Consider the following 21,131-nt stretch of genomic DNA (forward strand, 5'->3'; position numbering starts at 1 on the left):
AGGGGAATTCCTTTCCCCTCTCTATTTTTACGAGCTAAATTAGCTATTCAACTCAAAAGGCATCAATTTTTGCGAACGCTCAAATTGGTCGCAAAGATACACCAAGCGCAGTAAATTTTCGGCGGTTTGATTTTCCTTTTTTACGTAATGCACCAGTTGCTTAGCAAACCATAACATCCCCAAGTCGTGCAATGTCCTGACCACAAAGTTTAACTCGTCAATTTGACTCGCGGATAACTGTGCGCGCCCTGTACAGCTTTGCGTTTCCAATACCGCCAAGATTGGACGGGTAATCTGCTGTGCCAGTGTTGGCACTGGCGCAAATGCTGTGCGGTCTTGCTGCTTTTTCGCCATATATTCAGCAATCGACGTCATAAACTTGGAAGACTGTTTTTTACGAGGTACTGATTCAAAATCGAGGTAAAACAGCTCAATACCCTGCTCTTTTTTCAACCAGAGTGTTTTCGGAGTTAGTTGTAATTGTTGCTGAGAGACGCTTACTTGAACGGATACCGCACTAATTTCCCAACCTTTCTGAGTGATAAAACGCAGTTCTTCAATTTTGTGATTTTCTGTGCCTTGCCAATTTAATCGCAAAAATGCCCGATTCCGGTTTCCATCCAGCACAGTCCAACTGACACACTGCTCGATTTCATTCCAATGTAGCGGTTCGTAGCTATCGATATGTAGCACAGCAGGCTCAAACTGAGCATCATCGGTGAGCGCATTGAAATAGGTCGTTGCCGCTTTCCAATCCTCAAATCCCAGCTCACTTTTCAATGCTTGGTAATCATCGAATGAAATGTGCGGCGCTTGGCTAACTGCACTGCGACTGATTGCATAACTATCGCCGCTAGCCGCAAGTTTGCCCTCATCGGATAAGCGGGGATTGTGCAATTCAAAACCACTGCGCATCAGGTTATCTGCCGTTTGTTTCCAAATGGCTAGCGTTTGCCAGACACTGTGACGGGTGAAATTCGGGTCGAGGGTATTGGCGCGTGCTTGGCTACACTGCACCACTTTTTTCTCTTGGTTATCCCAAAAACTAAACGTTCCCCCAATGGCGCCACTTTGAGTTTGCCACCACTCGGCATGAATTGGGAGCAAAGAGAGAATGTCCGTTTTACTGTCATATTGACGACGACCAAAAGCGCGCAATTGCGCAATTTTATCGTCGCTGGCGTGAGTTAATTGGTAAAGATAGCCACTAATTTGCGCGATAAACCGCAAAACTTGTCCTTCATCCATCGTGAAATGGCGCTGGGCTAATAATTTCACTTGATAGCTTAAACGCTTTAAATAATTCGCCAAGCGAGGCAAACCTTCCGCACGCGCCGACATATTCAATAAATGCAATTGCGCGGCGCTGCTTTGGCTTATATGGGAAAGCCCCTGACGCAGCATATCGTGAATAAAACGCTGGATAGTCGCAATCACCGTTTGCTCATCGTCACTTAATGCTAGCGTGACCTCGCGGTTAGGCATCAGATCATCAGGCCAACTCCACGACTGGTTATGCTGAAGAAATACCTTAGCGACCGCTGCCAAATGGAGGGCTTTTTGCTGCTTCTCCGGTAATGACGACAGCATCCCTTGAAAGCCATTCCCCCGAATATAGATAATTGGCTCATCATAATTGGGGATCGTGATTTTCAGCTGATTCGATTGGTCATCCAAGATCACTGCATGATCTTGCCAATCCTGTAAGATCTTCACTGCCAAGCGGCAATCTGGCTTACTGTTTTGCTTGATTAATGCGGGAACATCGAATGCCAGCAACTCGGGTAATAGTGGTTCAATATCGACAGATTCTGAACTATCTTCTGTAGAATCAATCGATTGTTCATCGCTGTTTGTTTGTACCCAAAGCACCGCGGCCAGAATATGTTTGCAGCAACCCGAGGCCGAACAATCGCAGCTGGCTTTTTGCACCCCTTGAGGATCTAACGTGACTTGCTGACCATCGCTGGTAAAAGTTCCATTCGCTAAACAAACCGGAGAAACTTTACCACTTTCCAGATCCTTACGGGCGCGGCGCAGCAACCCGATGTTGGCAAATACGGCCAATGCGTCGTCATCATAATGTAAATAAACGGTTTTCCAACTCATTGCATCACCTCAGCCAGCCAGTGAGCAAAATGCTCTGGGGTTAACGCCGCCACACTCATACCGCGATCCGCCAGCTTCTGGGCAATTTCCGTATCATAAACCGGCAATGCATCATCATCTAAAGCGGCTAATCCCAACAATTTCACTTGCTGGCTATTCAAGCGCTCGGTGCAATTGAGCAGATTATTCAATGCCCCGCCTTCTTCAAAGTCGCTGATCAACGAAATCACAGTGCGTTTCGGGTTGCGGATCAAGCTTTCACAATAATGCATCGCTTTCGCGATATCGGTTCCCCCGCCGAGCTGCACGGTCATTAATACTTCCACCGGATCGTGGGCTAAATGACTGAGATCCACCACTTGGGTATCAAACACCACCAAAGAGACACGTACTGTCGGTAATGCCGCTAAAATACTGGCGCACACCGCCGCATACATAATCGAACTCGCCATCGAGCCACTTTGGTCGACGCACAAAATCACATCCCACGGCAAATGCTGTTGCTGGCGGGAGTTAAAATACGGGGTTTTAATCACTAGGCGCTGATTTTGTTGATCATAATTCTTTAAATTCGCAGCAATAGTAGCTCGCCAATCAAAATTACGGCTATTAGGGAGTAGCGATCGCTTAAAGCGGTTACGACGCCCTGTTAACGCTTGGCGAAATTGGTTTCGCATCTGGCTTAAAATATCATCCACCACTTTGCGAATAATATTCTTCACCGCATCCCGCGTATCTTCGCTCATTTTACCGCGTAAACTTAATAACGATTTAGCTAAGGCTTTGGTGGGCTCCATTGCATTCAAGGCTTGCGGGCTTTTTAATAAACTACTAATTTCATAACGCTCTAATGCCTGCGACTGCATTCGCTCAAAGGTGCTGTTCGGGAACAATTTACGGGCTTGGTTCAGCCAGTTAACCGCCGTCAATTGGGACGCATCTAGCGAGCCATGGCGGCCTCCTTCTTGGCGTAAACCGCGACGTTGATATTCACGGCGATATAAAAAATCCAATGACCGTTCGATTTTGAGCTCATCACCATTTAATGCCGCTTGTCCCAGAGCGCCATCCGCATATTGGCCTAAAATAAGGCGCCAGCGTTTCGCTAATTGAAGTTGTTCTTCGGTTAATTGCGCATCTTCTGGCTGCTTATCCATGAGATAGCCCCTCATTTTGCAACGAAAACCACTCAGTTAACCCTTGGTTTTCAAGCTGAAGCTGAATTTTTTGTTCGAGTTCCATGGCTTGGAGTAATTGTTGCTGATTGAATTGTGTCTGATGGAGAGTTAAATCTTGGGTATCCATCGATAATTTTTGTGCGACCACCCGCGCCATTTGCGCATTTTGTTTCGGGGTTAATTGGCTAAACGCAAAGCGCAGATCCGGCAATACTTGCAAGAAACGTCCATCATCCCACTCACTCAACAGTTCATTGAGTAGCTCAATTAATAGGGGTAAGCGCACAACCAATTCCGGTGCGGTACGCATAATGCCAATGAAATATCCGATAGCCAGTTCCGGGTCGCTACCTAAACTGAACGTTCGCTGAATTTCCTCGGTCAGTACCGATTCATCAATTTGACCACCAAGATAACGAATAGCATCCACCGCCCCTTTAATTAGCGGTGCGTGATTAAGACGCCCATCCAACCGGCTCAATTGTGCATAAAATTCTGCGGAATAATCCATATCGCAGCTAATTTCAGGCATAAAGGTGATTAATTCACGGCAAGACAGTAACGCATTAAAATAGTGTTCTTGTTGCTGTTCATCCCCTTGAGCCACCTGATCTAAGCAGAAAAAGGCCTGGGAGAGTACTTTATCAATCCGCTGTTTGATGCCCGTTTCATCTTCGAGGTCAAAGAAACTACGCCCGCGCCATAGGTGTACCAGTTTATGACCACAGGTCACCAATGATTCAAACTGACTATCTTGCTGAATATAGCTATCTAATAACGTAAATAACGTTGGAATGCGCTGATGAAGCCCAATCAATGCCGCTTGCATTAGCAATGTCACCGCGCTTTGGCTGGAACGGCTGACACCTTGCTCTTCAAGTTGCTTTTCCATCGCCAAAATTTTATTCAGTGCAATGGCTTTTAATTGCGTGCCTTTTTCAGAAAGCGCGATCAGCTCCCCTTCCACATTTGGCGTCCACGCGTATTGCCACTCTTCAAACAGTAAATCCAGCTGGTTGCCCGAAAAAAAATTGGGACCAGAAAGCGGTTTGGCGAAGTGGATTTCTAAAAAACTCAAAAGATGCAGAAAACGGCTGCGTAAACGGTGCTGCTTATTACGGTATACATCTAAGCGGCTGACTTTGGCTAAAGTATCGTCCAATTTGAAGCGAAAGCCTTTCGCCAATGAATAGGTTTCAGAAACCAATGGCGGTGTGATGGTTCCTTTAGGAATCTGCCCCAAGGTAAAACCAGAAAAACAGGTTTTGATTTGCTGCCACAGTTCATCTTGGCTTTCATCTAAGCTGCCTTTGATAAACGCACTTTGCAGCCCATCCAATAGATCATAGCGACCCGCGCCCGTGTGCCCACGAAATACGGCAAGTCTCAGACTTTGCTCTGCGGCGAGCTTAACAGATAAAAACCCTGGCGCTGCATCAAATTGCTTTTCCCGTAACACTTCAGCCACGTAAGCCAAAAATTGAATACCAAGCTGATTTCGATAAGCCGCGGTAGCAGTCATTTTTTGCTGAGCTTGATCAGTGCGTTGTGCCAGCAACCCTTCCCACACTTTTTGATAAAAGGCTGGCGAAGGCATGCCGGAGGCATAACCATTTAACGCATCAAGCCGGTCAAAGCTATAACGGATAAGCCAAGCGCTGTCACGGTCTGCCAACTTTTGCTGAGCCATAAATTGCTTTTGTTGCTCGGAAGAGAGTTTAAATTGCTGCGACGCCGCTTTACCAAGCCCTTCAAGCAGTGCCAAGGTATGAAACCCGCCCGTCACGACCACAATTTTCGCGTTTGGCTCTGCCGCTTTAATGGTTTGAATGTGCGCTTGCATATGGGCTTCACGCTGAGTTGAACCCTCCGAAGCCAGTACTTCTGGCTCGTAATCTAAACGCGCCAAGGCACACCAAATAAAGGTATCGCGGAAGAAATCAGCCCAATTGGCAACCGACGTTAATGGGCGCAACTCAAACAAATGTTCCCACAGTTCATCATGATCACGGCACCCACACTTTTTCGCTAACTGAGCAATAAATAAGCTATGGGCAAGGTAGCGTTCCCGTTGCAGGCTTTGATGCTGGCTTTCGCCTTCCAGATCAAGTTCCACCTGTGCTGTCCACGGCAAATCAATAAAACGCAGTTGAGCTTGATGCTGCTGCCCTACGCGTAACGCTTGCCACTCAGGGGAATATTCACAAAATGGGAAATACGCCGATCGCGTGACAGCGTCACTTTCATCTGATTCAGTAGGCGCACTTTTCAGGGTAGTCTGCCCCATAATCGCCACGGGCGGACGTGTATCGACATCCAATAACCCCGCGATTAATGGGTTAAAACTGTCAGGACCTTCTATCAGCACATAGTCAGGCTTAACCTGCTCAATTAAGCTCAATACGCTATAAGCACAGGCGGGACTATGGTGACGAACGGGCGCAAAATAGAGCTGTTGCTCATCCAGTATTTTCCACTGTTCAAGCGCCTGCTGTAGCCGTTCTGGCAATGTGATGTTTGATAAACTCACCGATGATGTCTCTCATAGGGACAGTGTGGTGATGTATTTACCACCACACTGCGACGACGGATATTATTGCCAGAATTCACGAGATGCATCGAAAAAGGCTTTCCATGCTTCGCTCTGTTTCGCACGTTCACGGGCAACATTATCAATGTAATAACGCATCCGTTTGATATCATCCGCATTATCTTTGAGTACCACACCAATCAACTGGCGCGCCACAGCGCCTGCGTTCAGTGTGCCATTCCCCAAATAGTGAGCTTCCAATGCACAGGCATAGGCGATATTAACTGCTTCTGCCGTAGACATCACCGCATCTGGGGTTTTGATATTCCCACCATCTTTGGTATTACCTGAACGTAATTCTTGAAAAGTCGTGACTAATAATTCGATCACGTCCGTTGGGACAGTCACTTTGCCATCCAGCTCGCCAAGCTCAACAGTCAGTTGTTTGTTGATCAGTTCAATTTCAAATGCCGGATCTTGGATGGGTTTGACGGTTTCGAAATTAAATCGACGCTTAAGTGCTGATGACATTTCATGCACACCGCGGTCACGTAAGTTGGCAGTACCAATCAAGTTAAAGCCTGACTTGGCGCTGATCCGTGCATTATCTTTCATCTCAGGGATCATCATTTGCTTTTCTGACATCATGCTAACCAGCACATCCTGAATTTCAGGTGGGCAGCGAGTGATCTCTTCAAAGCGCACAATTTTACCTTGTTGCATTCCTTGGTAGAGCGGTGAACTCACTAAGGCTTTTTCTGTAGGACCTTCCGCCAGTAGCAGCGCGTAGTTCCACGAATATTTAATATGGTCTTCTGTGGTACCCGCCGTGCCTTGAATGGTTAAACCTGAGTCACCACTAATCGCCGCCGCTAATAACTCGGACAGCATGGATTTCGCCGTACCAGGCTCCCCCACCAGCATTAACCCTTGTTTACCCAGTAAGGTCACAATGGCGCGATCAACCAGCGCATCGTCACCAAAAAATTTAGGGGTAATTTGCAGTGCCTCATCCCCAAGAATAAATTGACGTACCGCCCGCGGGGAACGTAGCCAACCTTGTGGTTTAGGGTTGCCTTTATCCGCTTGGGTTAATCGTTCTAATTCATCCGCAAAGCGCACTTCTGCGCTTTCACGCAGAACGCCTTCTGTTACTTGTTTCGCCTTAGCCATGTTGGTTTCCTAAATTTATGCGTCGATTAATCAATGATTACCACGGGGTTTTCTTTTCCCATTCAGGGTCAAAACCGCTACAGGCATCCGCGACTTTCAGGTAGTCAGCATAGCTTTCGGCTAACAGGATCGGCGGCACGTTTTTCAGTTCCACATAGCCTCTATCCCACGAGCTTTTTTGTGCTTGGTCAAAACTCAAGGAGTACAACACCGCAGGGATATTTTCTTCTGGGACATAGCTACCACTGAATTCCATATACACATAGCAATCTAGGCTGGAGAAATATTTGAAGTAATGACAGAAGCTTCCGCCGTCTTCCGCTTGGCCGCGCTGATAACCCATTTTGGTTAACACGCCACGTAGGGTGAAGGTATCCGTTAGCCAGCCTTTTCTATCTTCGATTTCCGTGAGCGTTAACGCCAGATCTGGAATGGTGTGATCCATCTGCGAGAATAGGAATTTGACTTTGTAATCTTTAAAATGAGCAATCCACGCTTTACGATCAGCGTCTGATAATAACGCCGCATGAGCGAGCTTGATGCTGGAATCTTCGCTCAATTCGACTTCATCGTCATCAAGGTTCAACAAGCAACCATCATCGGATGGACGGAATTGGTTGATCACTTGGTCATCTTTCACTTCTAACCAAACCAGTCGTTCAATCAGACCACGCATCACTGGGTGATTTTGAATGTATTCCTGCCAATCCGCCGTGCTCCACAAACGTTCTGCACACATCGCTTCATACAAACGCGCAGTCTGTAATTCAATAACTTGCTTAAGCTCTTTTTTGCTGGATGTTAGGAGTTTTTTCGACTCTTTAATCAGCTCTTCGTTGTCGGTTTTACGTGCCGCCGGCAGCGCTTTGATCTCTTTACCTTCAGGGTTAAATAGCACCAGTTTTTGCTGAGCATCGAGCTTGGCAGTAAACGTGCGATCCCCATATTCCAGTACTAAAGTCCCCGTTTCATCCATACCCGCAGTTGGAATAGTTCTGTCTGCCAATTCATCCGCGCTCCAACCGTTACGTTGTGCGATATCAGCCACCAGTCCGCGGGCTTTTTCTTGGACTGATGCGGTGCGATAACGGCGCGATAATGATAATAAAAGCTGAATGATCAGCGGATCGTTACTGACGGCAATCGCGTCAATCATCGCTTCAATTTGGGCACGGCGCTGGTAATGGTCATGCATATAGTTACGCAGCATGGTTACGGCAACATGTCCCTCCACACCACAAATCAGCGCAAGCATCCCTTTTTCACTGATTGCCGAGCCCAAATAACGACCTAATACTTCGTTTTTGATCTCGTTGATGGTCTGCTCAAGGGTGAAGTTTTCATACTTGGCATAGTATTCAGGCCAGCGTTTTAGCCAATCTTGATAGTTTTTCAAGCGTGATGGCGCATCTCTTTGTGCTTCCGCCATCGCCGCTTCCAGTGATGGTCCTGCCACATCTTGGCTAATAAAGCTGTTGAGAATAAAGCTACCTAACTTACGCTGGCTGTCTAATGATAATAAGCTGATATAGCGCTGTAATAGCCCATTACCCGCCGGCATTTTTAATTTCACCGCCAGAATGATCCACCAGCGGATGATGTCCGCATCCACCTTTTTATTATCTTGCCAGGTCATGGCTGGAATGGCGTCCAAATCAAACCATGCCATGCTCGCGGGTGCTTTGGCTTTTAAGCCTTTTTGCGCTTCCGCCAACAAAACTTTCGGTGCCAAGTAACCGGAAATATCTTCGCCAAATTGCTCTAATGCCGTTAATAATGCGGCTCTTACCACTTCACGTTTCTCTTTTTTCAGCAACGCGTACAGCGGTTTTAGTGAATCTGGATGTTTTAAGCGAGCTAACCATTCGATAGCAGTAACGCGGATCTCTTGTTTACCAGAATCAAGGCCTTCTGCCGCATTAACGTGAATGCTTGGTAAGGTTTCCAGCAATTTTTGAGCACTTAAACGGTGAGTTTTGTTTTCACCCAGCGCCAACTCCATAATACGAGGAATGAATCGTGCCGGAATGGTCGGGTATTTACCTAAAATGGTTACCGCATTAGACGCATCATACTCTTGGTAATAACGATGCCCTTGGTGCTGCGGGATAAGCCCCAGCGCTTCACTTAAGAAATCGGGGTACTGCATAAAGAACGGCCAAATTTGTTCCGGCGCTCTAAATAGCCCTAATCCATCACTGTATGAACGCAGGCATAAGTCAGCAATTAAGCGACTCGCATTTTTAAAATGGCACTGCTCAAGCCCTTTTTCTAATTGACGTAAATCGAGTTGCGATAAGATGCGAACGGGAACTTCACGAGTGAGTTGATAGTGAGAAAAATGCTCAACATCAGAGCGGTTATGACTCAGCAAACGCAACGCGTGGAATAGCGTGAATTCCGGTAAATTATTAATGCGCTCTTTGTGCTTAATGACATTGTATTCATGATCGGTAATCACTCCGACACCCGAGTTTAGTTTAGCTAATAAGCCAGCACATTCGTCTTCACTGTGTTGACTGAACTCTTTGTAATGGCGTTGTGACCACGTGTATTTATGCTTTTCTTGTTTGTTTTCTTCCCGTTCGCGCTCAGCATTTTCTTTGGCTTTTTGCAGCATTTCACGGAAGTTAGATACCAAAATATCGACTGCGCTTTCTGGTAGTGGCGTATCTTCCATCGGGATAATCTCTGGAATTTCGACCTCTTCCACTTCACTCGCACAATCCATCACATCAAAGCGAGAAATCGCACTTTCAATGCTCTTGAGGACGGTTTTGTTGGTCTCCACTTTCAACGCTACTTCAAGAATATCTCGATCTTTACCAATACGGGCGAACAGATCCGCCGCTTGCGTACGTTGTTTTGGCGTTCCTTCAAGCAGCACTTTGGTTAAGTGGGTTTTAACCGCTTCTTCCGGCAGAATAGACATCACTGGCTCAGCTGCTGAACGCACGGTTTTCAGTGAACTGGTTGCCAATAGCACTAAAATATCGGCAAACACACTATACAGCGCTTCGTCTTTTCTCAGCGTGTCGATCAATTGGATCTGACCACAAGCGGATAAATTGCTCAGTAGGCTTTGGCGAATAAAGTCTTGCTCAGCAATTAAATATTCTTTTAAACCTGGGATAGCGAATAATAACGCCATATTTTCGTAGTGATAATCCGACAGATTTTGTCTATCAAAAATGCCGTATAGCACGGTGTTACCCGGTTGTTCGGCTTCATTCTCCACTAACTGACTGAGCAGCTCGTAATTCCAATGTTTACGATGTTCATATTTAGCATGGCGTGAATTTTCAAAGGTGGTTACAAATGCATCACACAGTAAATACAGCATCCAAGAAGGCAATTCTGGCGTCAGAATTTTGATATTCACCTCTTGGCAGGCGGACGCGAGTACTTTAGCAAAACGCGCGATCTGCGCGGGCGTAATATCATCACCTACTTTAGAATACAGTTTATGGCGAGCATTTTTACCTTGACGGATCACTTTGCTATACGAGCCGGCATCAAAACTGTGACTTCCCCACCACCAATCGACCGTTCCCGGTTTGTCTAACAAAATTGTGGCTTTTTCTTTGTCCAACTGCCCCAGCTTCATGAGAATTTCAGGGGATTTACCCTCAATGACATAATCAAAGAGCGATTTGGGTAAGCTTTCTTCAAATGCGGCAAAAGGAAGCAGGGATTCTTGTAAATATTGTAATCCTGCGGTTTCCCCTTTTTCGCCATAAATAGCCAGAAGGTCAAAGGTAATTTTAGCCATGTTAATTTCCTAAATGTAGTTATATAACAACTTCTTATCATTTTTAGTTATTCATCTCAATTTGATTATTCTTATTCCTGATTATTTAACTTTATTGCTTAATTATTCATCTGGAATTAAATACCAATAATTTAATTATTCCCCCGCTATTTTCCCAACACTTGCTTCAAATACCGCCTGTTTATGGAAGATTGATCAGTAATGTATGACGTTGTGAGCAAAATGCCATCTATAACAATCTTTCTCATTTTTAGCTTGATCTGCCCAGATATCATCGGCAAGTTGACGAAAATTTTTAGTTCATTTAAACAGCAAAAAAGCCATTGACTAAACATATAGTCCAATATTAGACTTATTGTATAAATTAAATTTCCGAATGAGGAAAATCAATGAGCCAAAATACCGCTTACACAGATATCGTATACACTAATGCTTCCCAGCTGGTTCCACCAAGAGGGCACTATTCACACACAGTCACAGCGAATGGTTTCGTGTTTGTATCGGGGCAATTACCCACAGATAGCCAAGGAAATGTTCATGCGGACGCACCCTTTACTCAGCAAGCAGAACAGGTATTAGCAAATTTAGAGGCTTGCTTATCTGCCAGTGGTGTCGGTCGGCAACAATTGGTTCAGGTTCGGGTTTATATCTCGGATATGGACAATTGGCCGGTTTTTAATCAAATTTATGCCAATTGGATTGGCGACTTTCGTCCTGCTCGCGCCGTTGCGGGTGTTAGTGAACTGCATTTTGGTGCAGGGATCGAAATTGAAGCAACCGCTGTCGCGGCGAACGCGTTGTTATAAAAATCAAGTTATTACCAATGAGCCATTTAATAATGGGGTATATCATGTCTGAATTAACATTACCGACCTATCAAGATGTCGAAGCCGCAGCACAGCGCATTGCAGGTATTGCTCACAAAACCCCAGTGATGACGTCCACGACAGTCAACAAAGAGTTTGGCGCTGAGTTATTCTTTAAATGTGAAAATTTCCAACGTATGGGGGCATTTAAATTTCGCGGCGCGTTAAATGCTCTTTCACAACTTACTCCAGCGCAAAAAAAAGCAGGAGTAATCGCATTTTCATCAGGAAACCATGCTCAAGGTATCGCGCTGGCGGCACAAATGTTGAATATTCCAGCCACCATTTTGATGCCGATTGATTCTCCAGAAGTCAAAGTTGCCGCCACCCAAGGCTACGGCGCTAAAGTGATTAGATTTGACCGCTATACCCAAGATAGAGAGCAACTTTGTCGCGATCTTGCCGAAAAAGAGGGATTGACCATCATCCCACCTTACGACCATGTGGATATTATTGCGGGTCAAGGTACTGCGGCTAAAGAGCTGTTTGAGGAAGTTGGCGAGCTGGATGCCCTCTTTGTTTGCTTAGGTGGTGGTGGGTTGCTCTCTGGATGTGCACTCGCAGCGCGCGCATTATCGCCGAATTGCAAAGTGTATGGCGTTGAACCTGAAGCCGGTAATGATGCGCAGCAATCTTTCCGTAGTGGAAAAATTGTGCACATTGATACGCCAAAAACTATTGCAGATGGTGCACAAACTCAACATGTGGGGAACTACACTTTTGAGCTAATCAAACAAAATGTGGATGACATTTTAACTGTGACCGATGCGCAATTAGTTGATCGCATGAAGTTCTATGCTGAGCGTATGAAAATAATTGTGGAGCCGACAGGTTGCCTTTCTTTCGCTGCCGCCTTGAAAATGAAAGAACAGCTGCGCGGCAAACGTATTGGGATTATTATTAGCGGCGGAAATGTGGACATTAAACGCTTCGCAGAATTAATGTTAGCTTAAGCAATTTATGCCCCTTCTCTATTAGAATTGAAAAAAATAGTTTAATATTTAAAGAGATATCCAAAATAGATGAAGGGGTAGAGTTATGGCAAAGCCACAAGAAAACAGTTTATTGGCACAAATTGAAGCCATAGCACAAGGGTTAAGTGAGACCTTCGCCCCTTTCTGTGAAGTAGTGGTTCATGATCTGAAAAACCCCGAACATTCGATTATTTCAATTCATAACAACCTCTCTGGGCGCAAAGAAGGTCAACCGACAACTGAATTGGGTCTCGCCCGTATTGAATCCGCCGATTTCCCCAATATCATCGCCAATTATGCCAATCAATTTCCAGATGGACGCCCAGCCAAGAGCACATCAATCGGTATCAAAGATGAAACTGGGCAATACGTTGCTGCATTGTGCCTCAATTTAGATATGACCCAGTTTCGCAGTATGCAAAGTATGCTGTCACAATTTACAGAGGTGGGATGCAGCCCCGTCAAAGAGCATCTAGAACCCAACGGCAGCGAAGCTATTCGTACTCGCATCGATCAATACGCCGCTTCTATCGCCGCCACTCCACGTACCTTGAAGGCGGATGACCGAGTTGCCTTAATCGAGATTTTACGCAAAGAAGGTCTTCTTGATATTAAAAAATCCATGGATACCATCGCGCAACACCTTGGGGTTTCTCGAGCTTCGGTCTATTTATATGCCAAAAAAGACAGTTAAAAATCCCAAATTGCTTTTCCTTGCCAGCATTCATCGATCAACGTTAGGAAGTAGCTCACTTTGAGCGGCAAATAACGTTTTGTCGGATATAAAGCGCAAATCGATGATTCTTGGCGAGAAAATTCACTCAATATCGGTAGTAGTCGCCCTTGCTGAATAGCAGTTCCCACGAAGAAAACCCCTAACTGGCAAATTCCTTCGCCTTCAATGCTGGCATCTAGAATTGCCTGAGTGTCATTCAACGTCAGGCGCCCTGATACGGGTAATAGTTGCTTTCCCTGAGGGGTATGAAATTGCCACGAAACCACACTGCCCCGATGTTTAAACGCCAACTTTTGGTGCTTTACTAACTCTGAAATGCTCTGCGGAGTACCATATCGTTGTAAATAGGCAGGAGATGCACAAGTGACCATTCGATGTGGCGCTAAGACTTTACGGATCAGCCGGTTATCATCATTTCCCCCAATACGAATGGCGAGGTCAAACCCTTCCCCGACAATATCGCTATAGTCATCCGAGAAATGAACATCTACCTCCACATTAGGTCATCGCCGTACATATTCTTTGACAATAGGCATGATGTACAAACGTCCAAATATGACCGGAGCCGTAATGCGCAATAACCCTTTCGGTTGTTGTTGTCCCTGACTCAGTTCATTTTCGATATTGGCGACTTCGTGTAAAATTTTGAGCGCCCCTTCATACACCGTTTGCCCTTCATCACTTAAGCGAAGACTTCGCGTTGTGCGATGCAATAAGCGAATTTGTATTCGGTTTTCTAATCGCGCGACACATTTCCCGACGGCTGAACGCGAAATACCCAGTCTTTCCGCAGAATGCGTGAAGCTTCCTGTTTCAACCACATCCACAAAGACTTTCAAGTCGAACAAGTTATCCATCAGTAATGATGCTGAATTAGACACGATTTATCCCCAATGAAGCCACAGCAGTGATATTTATTATCAATAATGTCCCAGATAAGATCAATTCACGCTTGAAACTATTTACTGACCGTAATTATTTGGAACTTTATATGATGAATACAATAACGATTGAAGCCAATGCAACTTTTCAACAGCGATGGGGAGCCATCCTGACGCTCATGTTGGCGACCTTCAGTGTGGTGACAACCGAGATGATCCCTGTAGGGCTATTAACGCCGATTGTGGAAGATTTTTCTGTTTCTTTAGCAACCACCGGTTTCTTAATGACACTTCCTGCTATCAGCGCCGCCATCAGCTCACCGCTGATTGTGTTATTTACGCGTTCTGTTGACCGCAAAACACTGTTATTGATTGGGGCGCTTTTACTAACCCTTTGTAACTTAGTGGCGGCTTTAACACCGTATTATTGGCTACTCTTGATCAGTCGTCTTTTTGTTGGCGTTTGTATTGGCATTATTTGGGCATTAGCAGGCGGGTTAGTGCCTCGCTTAGTGGTAGCCCCCTCTGTCGCGCTAGCAACGTCGTTAGTTTTTGGTGGCGTGGCAGCAGCGTCTGTATTGGGCGTACCTTTCGGCGTTTTAATGGGCGAATGGCTAGGCTGGCGTGTCGCATTTGCTTCAATGTCCTTTATTTCATTGCTACTTTTCCTCTCTTTACTCACGCAATTACCTTCTCTTCCCGCGATGACGTCTCCCACATTCAAAACGTTTATCACTGAAATTAAGCGTCCCATCATTATCAATGGGCTGCTAATAACGCTGCTTATTGTATCCGGGCATTTTATGGCATTTACCTATATTCGTGCGCTGCTATCCAATAATGATTTGATTTCAGTCGACCTTTTAGGGGGTTTATTACTGATTTACGGGTTGGCAGGTATCGTAGGTAACTTCCTATTTGGGCTCACCGCCAACAAACACCTAAATTTTACGGTCGTGATGATAGCCAGCGGTCTTATCTTAAGTTTAGGAGCATATATATTCTTTCCAATGAGTGTATGGATGGCATTATCCATCATGGTACTTTGGGGAATTGCTTATGGTGGCGTATCTGTCACTTTAATGACTTGGATGATGCGTTACAGCACCCATAATATTGAAGCCACAAGCTCCCTGTATATTGCCTTTTTTAATAGCGGAATCGCCTTAGGCTCTGCGCTTGGTGGTGCTTTCGTCTCACTGTATGGGTTAATTGGCAATTTACATGTCGCGGTATTGTCATTTGTAGCTGCGCTTGCGCTGTTAGGGATCAATGATTACCAGAAAAAAGCTCGCTAAATTCTCTAACAAAGTCGATTTATTATTAATAACTAAAGTAAATGGCGTTTAAATTAGTAACGATTGTTTTTTTTAGCGCTAGCCTTTCTTGCTGAGTTATTGCATAAATAGCTATCACCAAAAATAGGGAAATAAAATGACAAAAACAGCACCATTAACACTGTATTACGATACCTTTGGTCAGTCAGAACATCCTGCTGTCGTACTTATTGCAGGGTTAGGTGGACATAACATTAGTTGGACATCAGAATTTTGCCAACAAATTGCAGATGCAGGCTTTTATATTATCCGTCCCGATAACCGTGATGCGGGCTTATCGCCACATTTAGATAATTACCCGCCACTGAATATCGGAGAAATGGCTGAGCGATTACAAAACGGCGAGCATGTCGATGTTCCCTACACCTTATTTGAAATGGCCAATGATATTATCGCCTTGTTAGATGCCTTATCCATCGAAAAAGCCCATATTGTAGGGCGTTCAATGGGCGGAATGATAGCGCAAGTAGTAGCATCAAAAGTTGCGAACCGCACTCTTTCACTTTGTCCAATTATGTCATCAACTGGCAATCCGCAATTACCGCAAAGCGAGCCGGATGTCATGAAAATGCTCATGTCTCCTAGCGTAGATCCTAAACAGGATTTTGAAGGCTACATTGCTGGGCAACTCGCATTTTACCGCCGTATTAGCTCAACATGCGTACCGTTTGATGAAGAAAATTGCCGTGACTATATTACGCAAGCATTCCAGCGTAACTACTCTCCTGAAGGTACTAAACGTCAGCTAGCTGCCGTTGCAGTAACGGGTGATTTAAGACCTCTCCTCGGTGCCATCACTGCCCCAACGCTGGTAATTCACGGCTCTGTTGACCCATTATTCCCCGTCACTTCAGGTCAGGATATTTTTGATAATATTGAAACGGCAAAATTAGAAGTGATTGAAGGTATGGGGCACGATACGCCAGCCGCATTAAACCCTCAAATTGCTGAAATGATTATTGAGAATATGCGAGATAGTGAAGTTAATTAATAAAGTTAAGTTTGTAAATAAGCGCCTGAATAAAGGCGTTTATTTATAGCCAGCCTTGCTGTTTATGTTGTGCGCAAATTGGGCACAGGGTTTCTTCCGAAGTCCATGCCGAAAAAGGTAATTGGCATTTTTGGCATGTCCCTTCAAAATAATGGAAATGCTGTGGTTCGCTATTTTTTGCTACGTGAGGGTGAACTTGAATTGATTTTGGGAAACAGACCACTTGGCAGCTCATACAGCCGGTACAACGCTTATCGTCTAAACTAAATTGATGATCTTCTAGCTCTATCGCCTGCTCATCACACACTTTCGCGCATGCGCCACATAAAATGCAACTCGCCGTATCTAATGCAATATGGAACCAGCTATCTTCAGGATAAAACTGTTTTCTGGCATTTAATCCCGTTTTAACCTTGCCACTATCTAATGGCTGACTATCTAATTTTTGACGAAAAAGCATTCTACGCCGCCCACTATCCACTTCCGCAGGTTTGGTGATAGTCAAACTCCAAATAGGCTCTTGTAATGCTTCCAGTTTTAAATTTAATGCGGCTAAGGCTGGCAACCATTTGTCCACCAACGGTTCGGGAATTTGCATACCTCGAATGGCATATTGACGATGCCAAACAATCAGTTCTTCAGGGCTAGCAAGTGGCTCATCATGGCTGATAACCAAAAAGCCATTTTGGTAGGTTCGTTCATGAGGTTGAATATTTTCAATGGCATCGACTGGACAGGTAAACAGGCAGTTACCGCATTGATAACACAGTTCATTATCAATTTTCGCATCCATAAAACCAAAAGAAATCGCACCCACAGGACAGCTGCTCGCACAGTTGTCACAAACACTATTTTTCAAGCGCTTATGGACACACTTTTCATTAATAACAGGTTCTGGAGGAAGATCTAACTGAATGAACCGCCGCATAATCTATTCGTTTACCTTTGATGATTAAGCTTAATAACTTTCTATCATCTTAATGCAACGGCTTAAAATTAACATGACATAAATTAAAAATTAACGAGATATGACGGCATTACACGCAAAGACACTCACTTGCTCTAGGATTTTGTCCAATAAATCTTTATCAAGATTTTTTTGATTCAAGCGTTTTAATAGTGATTTTTTCGCAATCACAAATCCCAAAACTTGCCCAATTAAAGCATGTGCTGAAATAATCGCCGTTGCTTGATCTTTATCCGTAATAAATTGGACAAGTGAAGTTAAGCGAGAATGAAAAGGCTCGATAAACTCTTTAAAGATAATATCTGCATTTTCTGTAGGTTCTAACTGCTCTCTTAAGATTAATATTGAATAATACTCATGTTCCGGTGACAGCAACGCCAACCCTAGCCCTTTTATTAATAGTCGGAGTAATGATTCAACCTCTATTACCTCATGACTTGCCCGTGATTTTAATTGCTCAAACTGCACATCAAATATGCTCACATTGCTCATTTGGGCAAGATCTGCCGCAATTTTATGGATAACAGCTGCATAGACCCCCATCTTTCCTCCCATATGATAAGGGATGGCAGATTGGTTAACTCCAGCACTTTCAGCCAGTTGACGAGTTCTCACGCCATTAATACCATAAAGAGCAAACTGTTTGATGCCTTCATTGATTAATTTTTCTTTCGTCAGCTCCGAAGAGAGTGTGTTTTTGTTTATTTCTGTCATATGCAGCTGAAACCCTAATTACATTAAATGAGTAACATTATACGTCGGCACGCATTAAATGCGTCGAATTATTATTTAATTCTATCCCCTTATCTTTTCCCACAATAACGGTACCGCCTAAATTACACAAATGATAATCAAAGGCACAATTGGGTTCAAACGCAAATGTCATTCCTGCTTTTAAGATTAATTCACGCCCAGGATTAGGCAGTCGGCTTATATGTCCATATTTTTGAGCTAACGGTAATATTTCGATTCCGGGAGCCGTACCAAAACCAATTGGACCATAAGGATTAATGCTATGAATAAGCGGATGAACATGCCAACCTTTTGCCTTTAATAATGGTTGTTCCATTTTGTCCACCAACTCCCCAAAGGTAATGCCTTCTTTGAGATTCTCTACACCTATCTCATAACATTCTCGCGAAACTTGCGCAGCTCGCTCAATATTCGGATGTATTTTCCCCACCGCTACCGCAGCTTGATGCTGAGTTTCATACATCCCATACAGTGCAAAAATTTCAGTTAATACAATATCTCCATATTGTATTTTCCTCGGTTTTTGCGAACGGTACTGCCATGCTGGTTGTCCCCAACCAATATATTCAGGACCTGACCCCATCAAAATTTCTGTGGTAAACCCACCCATCGATAAACACGTTGAAGTCACTGCCGCAGCAATATCCGCTTCGGTATTTCCGGGAATAGCTGTTTTGCGCATCGCCTCACTCATGGCTTCACCAATCATGGCTGCATGTTTGATGTGCGCGATTTCCTCATCACTTTTGACCGAGGCTAATTGGAAAAAGGCTTTATAAACAGGCACAAAATTTACATTCGGTAATTGCTCTTTAATACCTGACAGCGTATTAAACGGCATCGCACCATCAAAATAGAACGGCGGATATGGTTCAAGCCCAATGACGCCTATCTGAGCATTCGGTGATACCCCTAACTGAATCAAAATATTGCCGATATTGCGCCCTGTTTTTCCCACCATAATCTGCTCAGGTGAAATCCATTGCATATCATTGCGTATAGACGCCTGCATATGGTCAGCCACCATCATCGGCGCAAATGTTACCACTATTGGTGCTTTATCTTGATGGAACAGCACCACAGATCCTAGTCTGTCATTGGTAAAATAATGATCGATACAAAATGGTGCAGGTGCGGCGGACTCCCTATCGCCATACACCATCAAAACTTCCAAATCATGCTCCTTCATAATTTTACGAGCCAAACCCCATCGTCTATCACGCTCTTTAAGGGTAAATGAAGCTGGTATCATTGAATTCATCATAATTTCCTCGTTTATATTATATTTAATTCATTTGAATGAATTAAATATTGATCGCAATGATACTGAAGTCAAATCAATCATAAGCATTAAGTGCTATCACTTGGAAATTACTTGCCCCAAAAACGGATAATGAATTGAAAATTCAGCGATAAATAAACAACGCTCCAACCAAACATTTTGATCATCCTTTGAATAGTTTCGAGTGTATACTAGAGTAATCTCAACATTTTTAACCCTAACCGATGCCAAATGACATCCCCTACCATTCCCAACCAAAGGTTTGTATATGAATAATTTTGAGTTTTACAACCCAACGCGCATTGTTTTTGGTGAAGGTAAAATAAGTGAATTGAACCGATTGGTTCCCGCGAATGCAAAAGTCCTCGTGCTATTTGGCGGTGAAAGTGCTCGCAAGAATGGCACCCTCGATGAAGTTGCGAGTGCATTGAAAAATCGCCAGATTGGCTATTTTGGTGGGATTGAAGCCAACCCTCGCTATGAAACCTTAATCAAAGCTGTCGCGCAAATTGAACACGAAGGTTATGATTTTTTACTGGCTGTTGGCGGTGGCTCCGTCATTGATGGTACTAAATTTATCGCGGCGGCAGTCAATTACGCAGGAGATAAATGGGAAGTGGTGACCAGCGGCGGTGCCGCTATTGAACACGCATTACCTTTTGGTACGGTGTTAACCCTCCCTGCTACTGGCTCTGAAATGAACAAAGGCTCTGTGATCACGCGTGAAGAATTACACGCCAAATTAGCCTTTATGAGTGACAAAGTTTTCCCTCAATTTTCTATTTTAGACCCGGTTAAAACCTACTCATTACCACCTCGTCAAATCAGCAATGGGGTTGTGGATGCGTTCGTACACGTTATCGAGCAGTACCTCACCTACCCTGTAAATGCCAATGTTCAAGACGCATTTGCTGAAGGTCTACTGAGAACCTTGATCGATATTGGCCCGAAAGCCTTAGCAAATCCAACCAATTACGATGTGCGCGCCAATTTAATGTGGACAGCAACATTAGCGTTAAATGGTTTAATTGGTGTTGGCGTACCGCAAGACTGGGCAACCCACATGTTAGGTCATGAAATCACCGTTCTCTACGGTTTAGATCATGCCCAAACCTTAGCCATTATCCTGCCTTCCTTAATGGAAGAAAAACTGCCTCAGAAACAAGCGAAAATGGCGCAGTATGCAGAACGCGTCTGGGATATCCGTGAAGGCAGCGAAAAAGAAAAAGCACTCAAAGCCATTGAATTAACAAGAGACTTTTTCGAATCAATGCAAGTGAAAACACGCTTTAAAGATTATCAGCTCAACCAAGATATCGTAGAGCCTTTAGTTGAGAGCCTCGTGGCGCATAGCATGGTGACACTCGGGGAACACCGTGATATTACCCCTGAAGTGAGCCGTCGAATTTATCTCGCTTCATTATAATGACCGTGTATTATCAAAAGAGCGCATTCCCTTGCGCTCTTTTTTAATGACTCGAACAGGGTTTTAAGTTCACTTCCGCGACCAACCATTTCAACAATAACGCCGCGCACCAAAAACGATGACTTTTGATATTGAGAAAGGCAACAGACTCTTAGT

At 44.4% G+C, this 21,131-nt stretch carries 16 protein-coding genes; 6 read left to right on the forward strand and 10 right to left on the reverse strand.

The window, feature by feature from the left end; genetic code table 11:
• Window positions 1–39: 39 nt before the first annotated feature.
• From GKR71_RS05610 to GKR71_RS05630, 5 genes are all read right to left on the reverse strand, one after another.
• Window positions 40–2,109, reverse strand: a complete 2,070-nt coding sequence (locus tag GKR71_RS05610) for an SWIM zinc finger family protein (protein ID WP_154634029.1) — start codon at window positions 2,107–2,109, stop codon at window positions 40–42.
• Window positions 2,106–3,266: a VWA domain-containing protein gene (locus GKR71_RS05615; RefSeq protein ID WP_036948005.1), complete on the reverse strand. Its 1,161-nt coding sequence runs from the start codon at window positions 3,264–3,266 to the stop codon at window positions 2,106–2,108. The genes GKR71_RS05610 and GKR71_RS05615 overlap by 4 nt, the downstream gene beginning before the upstream one ends.
• Window positions 3,259–5,817, reverse strand: coding sequence for a DUF5682 family protein (locus GKR71_RS05620; RefSeq protein ID WP_036948007.1), 2,559 nt, complete (start codon window positions 5,815–5,817; stop codon window positions 3,259–3,261). The genes GKR71_RS05615 and GKR71_RS05620 overlap by 8 nt, the downstream gene beginning before the upstream one ends.
• 63 nt (window positions 5,818–5,880) lie before the next feature.
• The gene (locus tag GKR71_RS05625) at window positions 5,881–6,990 is read right to left on the reverse strand and encodes an ATP-binding protein (RefSeq protein WP_154634030.1); all 1,110 of its coding nucleotides are present in this window, start codon (window positions 6,988–6,990) and stop codon (window positions 5,881–5,883) included.
• Window positions 6,991–7,027: 37 nt separating this feature from the next.
• Window positions 7,028–10,762, reverse strand: a complete 3,735-nt coding sequence (locus tag GKR71_RS05630) for a DUF4132 domain-containing protein (protein ID WP_154634031.1) — start codon at window positions 10,760–10,762, stop codon at window positions 7,028–7,030.
• A gap of 389 nt (window positions 10,763–11,151) precedes the next feature.
• On the opposite strand from GKR71_RS05630, the gene GKR71_RS05635 reads away from it, so the two are divergent.
• The 3 genes from GKR71_RS05635 to GKR71_RS05645 all read left to right on the forward strand — a co-directional run bounded on the left by GKR71_RS05635 (window position 11,152) and on the right by GKR71_RS05645 (window position 13,296).
• Window positions 11,152–11,568 (forward strand): RidA family protein, encoded by a 417-nt coding sequence (locus GKR71_RS05635; protein WP_154634032.1) that lies wholly within the window; start codon window positions 11,152–11,154, stop codon window positions 11,566–11,568.
• A 44-nt stretch (window positions 11,569–11,612) separates the two neighbouring features.
• On the forward strand, window positions 11,613–12,581 hold the full coding sequence (locus GKR71_RS05640; protein WP_036948014.1) for a threo-3-hydroxy-L-aspartate ammonia-lyase: 969 nt from the start codon (window positions 11,613–11,615) through the stop codon (window positions 12,579–12,581).
• An 85-nt stretch (window positions 12,582–12,666) separates the two neighbouring features.
• A complete protein-coding gene (locus GKR71_RS05645; protein ID WP_036948015.1) occupies window positions 12,667–13,296 on the forward strand; it encodes a helix-turn-helix transcriptional regulator in 630 nt (209 codons plus the stop codon).
• Here the strand turns inward: GKR71_RS05645 and GKR71_RS20320 are convergent.
• A complete protein-coding gene (locus tag GKR71_RS20320) occupies window positions 13,293–13,835 on the reverse strand; it encodes a substrate binding domain-containing protein (RefSeq protein ID WP_230085030.1) in 543 nt (180 codons plus the stop codon). The genes GKR71_RS05645 and GKR71_RS20320 overlap by 4 nt on opposite strands.
• Before the next feature lie 6 nt (window positions 13,836–13,841).
• The gene (locus GKR71_RS20325) at window positions 13,842–14,219 is read right to left on the reverse strand and encodes a LysR family transcriptional regulator (RefSeq protein ID WP_230085031.1); all 378 of its coding nucleotides are present in this window, start codon (window positions 14,217–14,219) and stop codon (window positions 13,842–13,844) included.
• A gap of 110 nt (window positions 14,220–14,329) precedes the next feature.
• Here GKR71_RS20325 and GKR71_RS05655 point away from each other — a divergent pair, with 110 nt between their 5' ends.
• Both GKR71_RS05655 and GKR71_RS05660 read left to right on the forward strand, forming a co-directional pair.
• Complete coding sequence (locus GKR71_RS05655) at window positions 14,330–15,517, forward strand: MFS transporter (RefSeq protein WP_154634033.1); 1,188 nt, start codon at window positions 14,330–14,332, stop codon at window positions 15,515–15,517.
• A 136-nt stretch (window positions 15,518–15,653) separates the two neighbouring features.
• Window positions 15,654–16,547 carry an alpha/beta fold hydrolase gene (locus tag GKR71_RS05660; protein WP_036948025.1) on the forward strand — a complete coding sequence of 298 codons (894 nt, stop codon included), beginning with the start codon at window positions 15,654–15,656 and terminating at the stop codon, window positions 16,545–16,547.
• A gap of 43 nt (window positions 16,548–16,590) precedes the next feature.
• Here the strand turns inward: GKR71_RS05660 and GKR71_RS05665 are convergent, their stop codons facing one another.
• The 3 genes from GKR71_RS05665 to GKR71_RS05675 all read right to left on the reverse strand — a co-directional run bounded on the left by GKR71_RS05665 (window position 16,591) and on the right by GKR71_RS05675 (window position 19,528).
• Window positions 16,591–17,475, reverse strand: a complete 885-nt coding sequence (locus tag GKR71_RS05665) for a 4Fe-4S binding protein (RefSeq protein WP_154634034.1) — start codon at window positions 17,473–17,475, stop codon at window positions 16,591–16,593.
• A 90-nt stretch (window positions 17,476–17,565) separates the two neighbouring features.
• A complete protein-coding gene (locus tag GKR71_RS05670; RefSeq protein ID WP_036948028.1) occupies window positions 17,566–18,228 on the reverse strand; it encodes a CerR family C-terminal domain-containing protein in 663 nt (220 codons plus the stop codon).
• Window positions 18,229–18,265: 37 nt separating this feature from the next.
• The gene (locus GKR71_RS05675; protein WP_195848962.1) at window positions 18,266–19,528 is read right to left on the reverse strand and encodes a M24 family metallopeptidase; all 1,263 of its coding nucleotides are present in this window, start codon (window positions 19,526–19,528) and stop codon (window positions 18,266–18,268) included.
• A 289-nt stretch (window positions 19,529–19,817) separates the two neighbouring features.
• On the opposite strand from GKR71_RS05675, the gene GKR71_RS05680 reads away from it, so the two are divergent.
• Complete coding sequence (locus tag GKR71_RS05680; protein ID WP_154634036.1) at window positions 19,818–20,975, forward strand: iron-containing alcohol dehydrogenase; 1,158 nt, start codon at window positions 19,818–19,820, stop codon at window positions 20,973–20,975.
• Window positions 20,976–21,131 lie beyond the last annotated feature (156 nt).

The sequence above is a fragment of the Providencia sp. wls1922 genome (assembly GCF_009706505.1).
Taxonomy (GTDB): Bacteria; Pseudomonadota; Gammaproteobacteria; order Enterobacterales; family Enterobacteriaceae; genus Providencia; species Providencia lanzhouensis.

What these genes read in the sequence shown, in the direction of transcription:
- GKR71_RS05670 (WP_036948028.1), bottom strand. Translation starts at nt 18,228, where the DNA reads ATGACAGAAATAAACAAAAACACACTCTCTTCGGAGCTGACGAAAGAA.
- GKR71_RS05660 (WP_036948025.1), top strand. Translation starts at nt 15,654, where the DNA reads ATGACAAAAACAGCACCATTAACACTGTATTACGATACCTTTGGTCAG.
- GKR71_RS05655 (WP_154634033.1), top strand. Translation starts at nt 14,330, where the DNA reads ATGATGAATACAATAACGATTGAAGCCAATGCAACTTTTCAACAGCGA.
- GKR71_RS05635 (WP_154634032.1), top strand. Translation starts at nt 11,152, where the DNA reads ATGAGCCAAAATACCGCTTACACAGATATCGTATACACTAATGCTTCC.
- GKR71_RS05675 (WP_195848962.1), bottom strand. Translation starts at nt 19,528, where the DNA reads ATGAATTCAATGATACCAGCTTCATTTACCCTTAAAGAGCGTGATAGA.
- GKR71_RS05665 (WP_154634034.1), bottom strand. Translation starts at nt 17,475, where the DNA reads ATGCGGCGGTTCATTCAGTTAGATCTTCCTCCAGAACCTGTTATTAAT.
- GKR71_RS05630 (WP_154634031.1), bottom strand. Translation starts at nt 10,762, where the DNA reads ATGGCTAAAATTACCTTTGACCTTCTGGCTATTTATGGCGAAAAAGGG.
- GKR71_RS05680 (WP_154634036.1), top strand. Translation starts at nt 19,818, where the DNA reads ATGAATAATTTTGAGTTTTACAACCCAACGCGCATTGTTTTTGGTGAA.
- GKR71_RS05615 (WP_036948005.1), bottom strand. Translation starts at nt 3,266, where the DNA reads ATGGATAAGCAGCCAGAAGATGCGCAATTAACCGAAGAACAACTTCAA.
- GKR71_RS05640 (WP_036948014.1), top strand. Translation starts at nt 11,613, where the DNA reads ATGTCTGAATTAACATTACCGACCTATCAAGATGTCGAAGCCGCAGCA.
- GKR71_RS05625 (WP_154634030.1), bottom strand. Translation starts at nt 6,990, where the DNA reads ATGGCTAAGGCGAAACAAGTAACAGAAGGCGTTCTGCGTGAAAGCGCA.
- GKR71_RS05610 (WP_154634029.1), bottom strand. Translation starts at nt 2,109, where the DNA reads ATGAGTTGGAAAACCGTTTATTTACATTATGATGACGACGCATTGGCC.
- GKR71_RS05645 (WP_036948015.1), top strand. Translation starts at nt 12,667, where the DNA reads ATGGCAAAGCCACAAGAAAACAGTTTATTGGCACAAATTGAAGCCATA.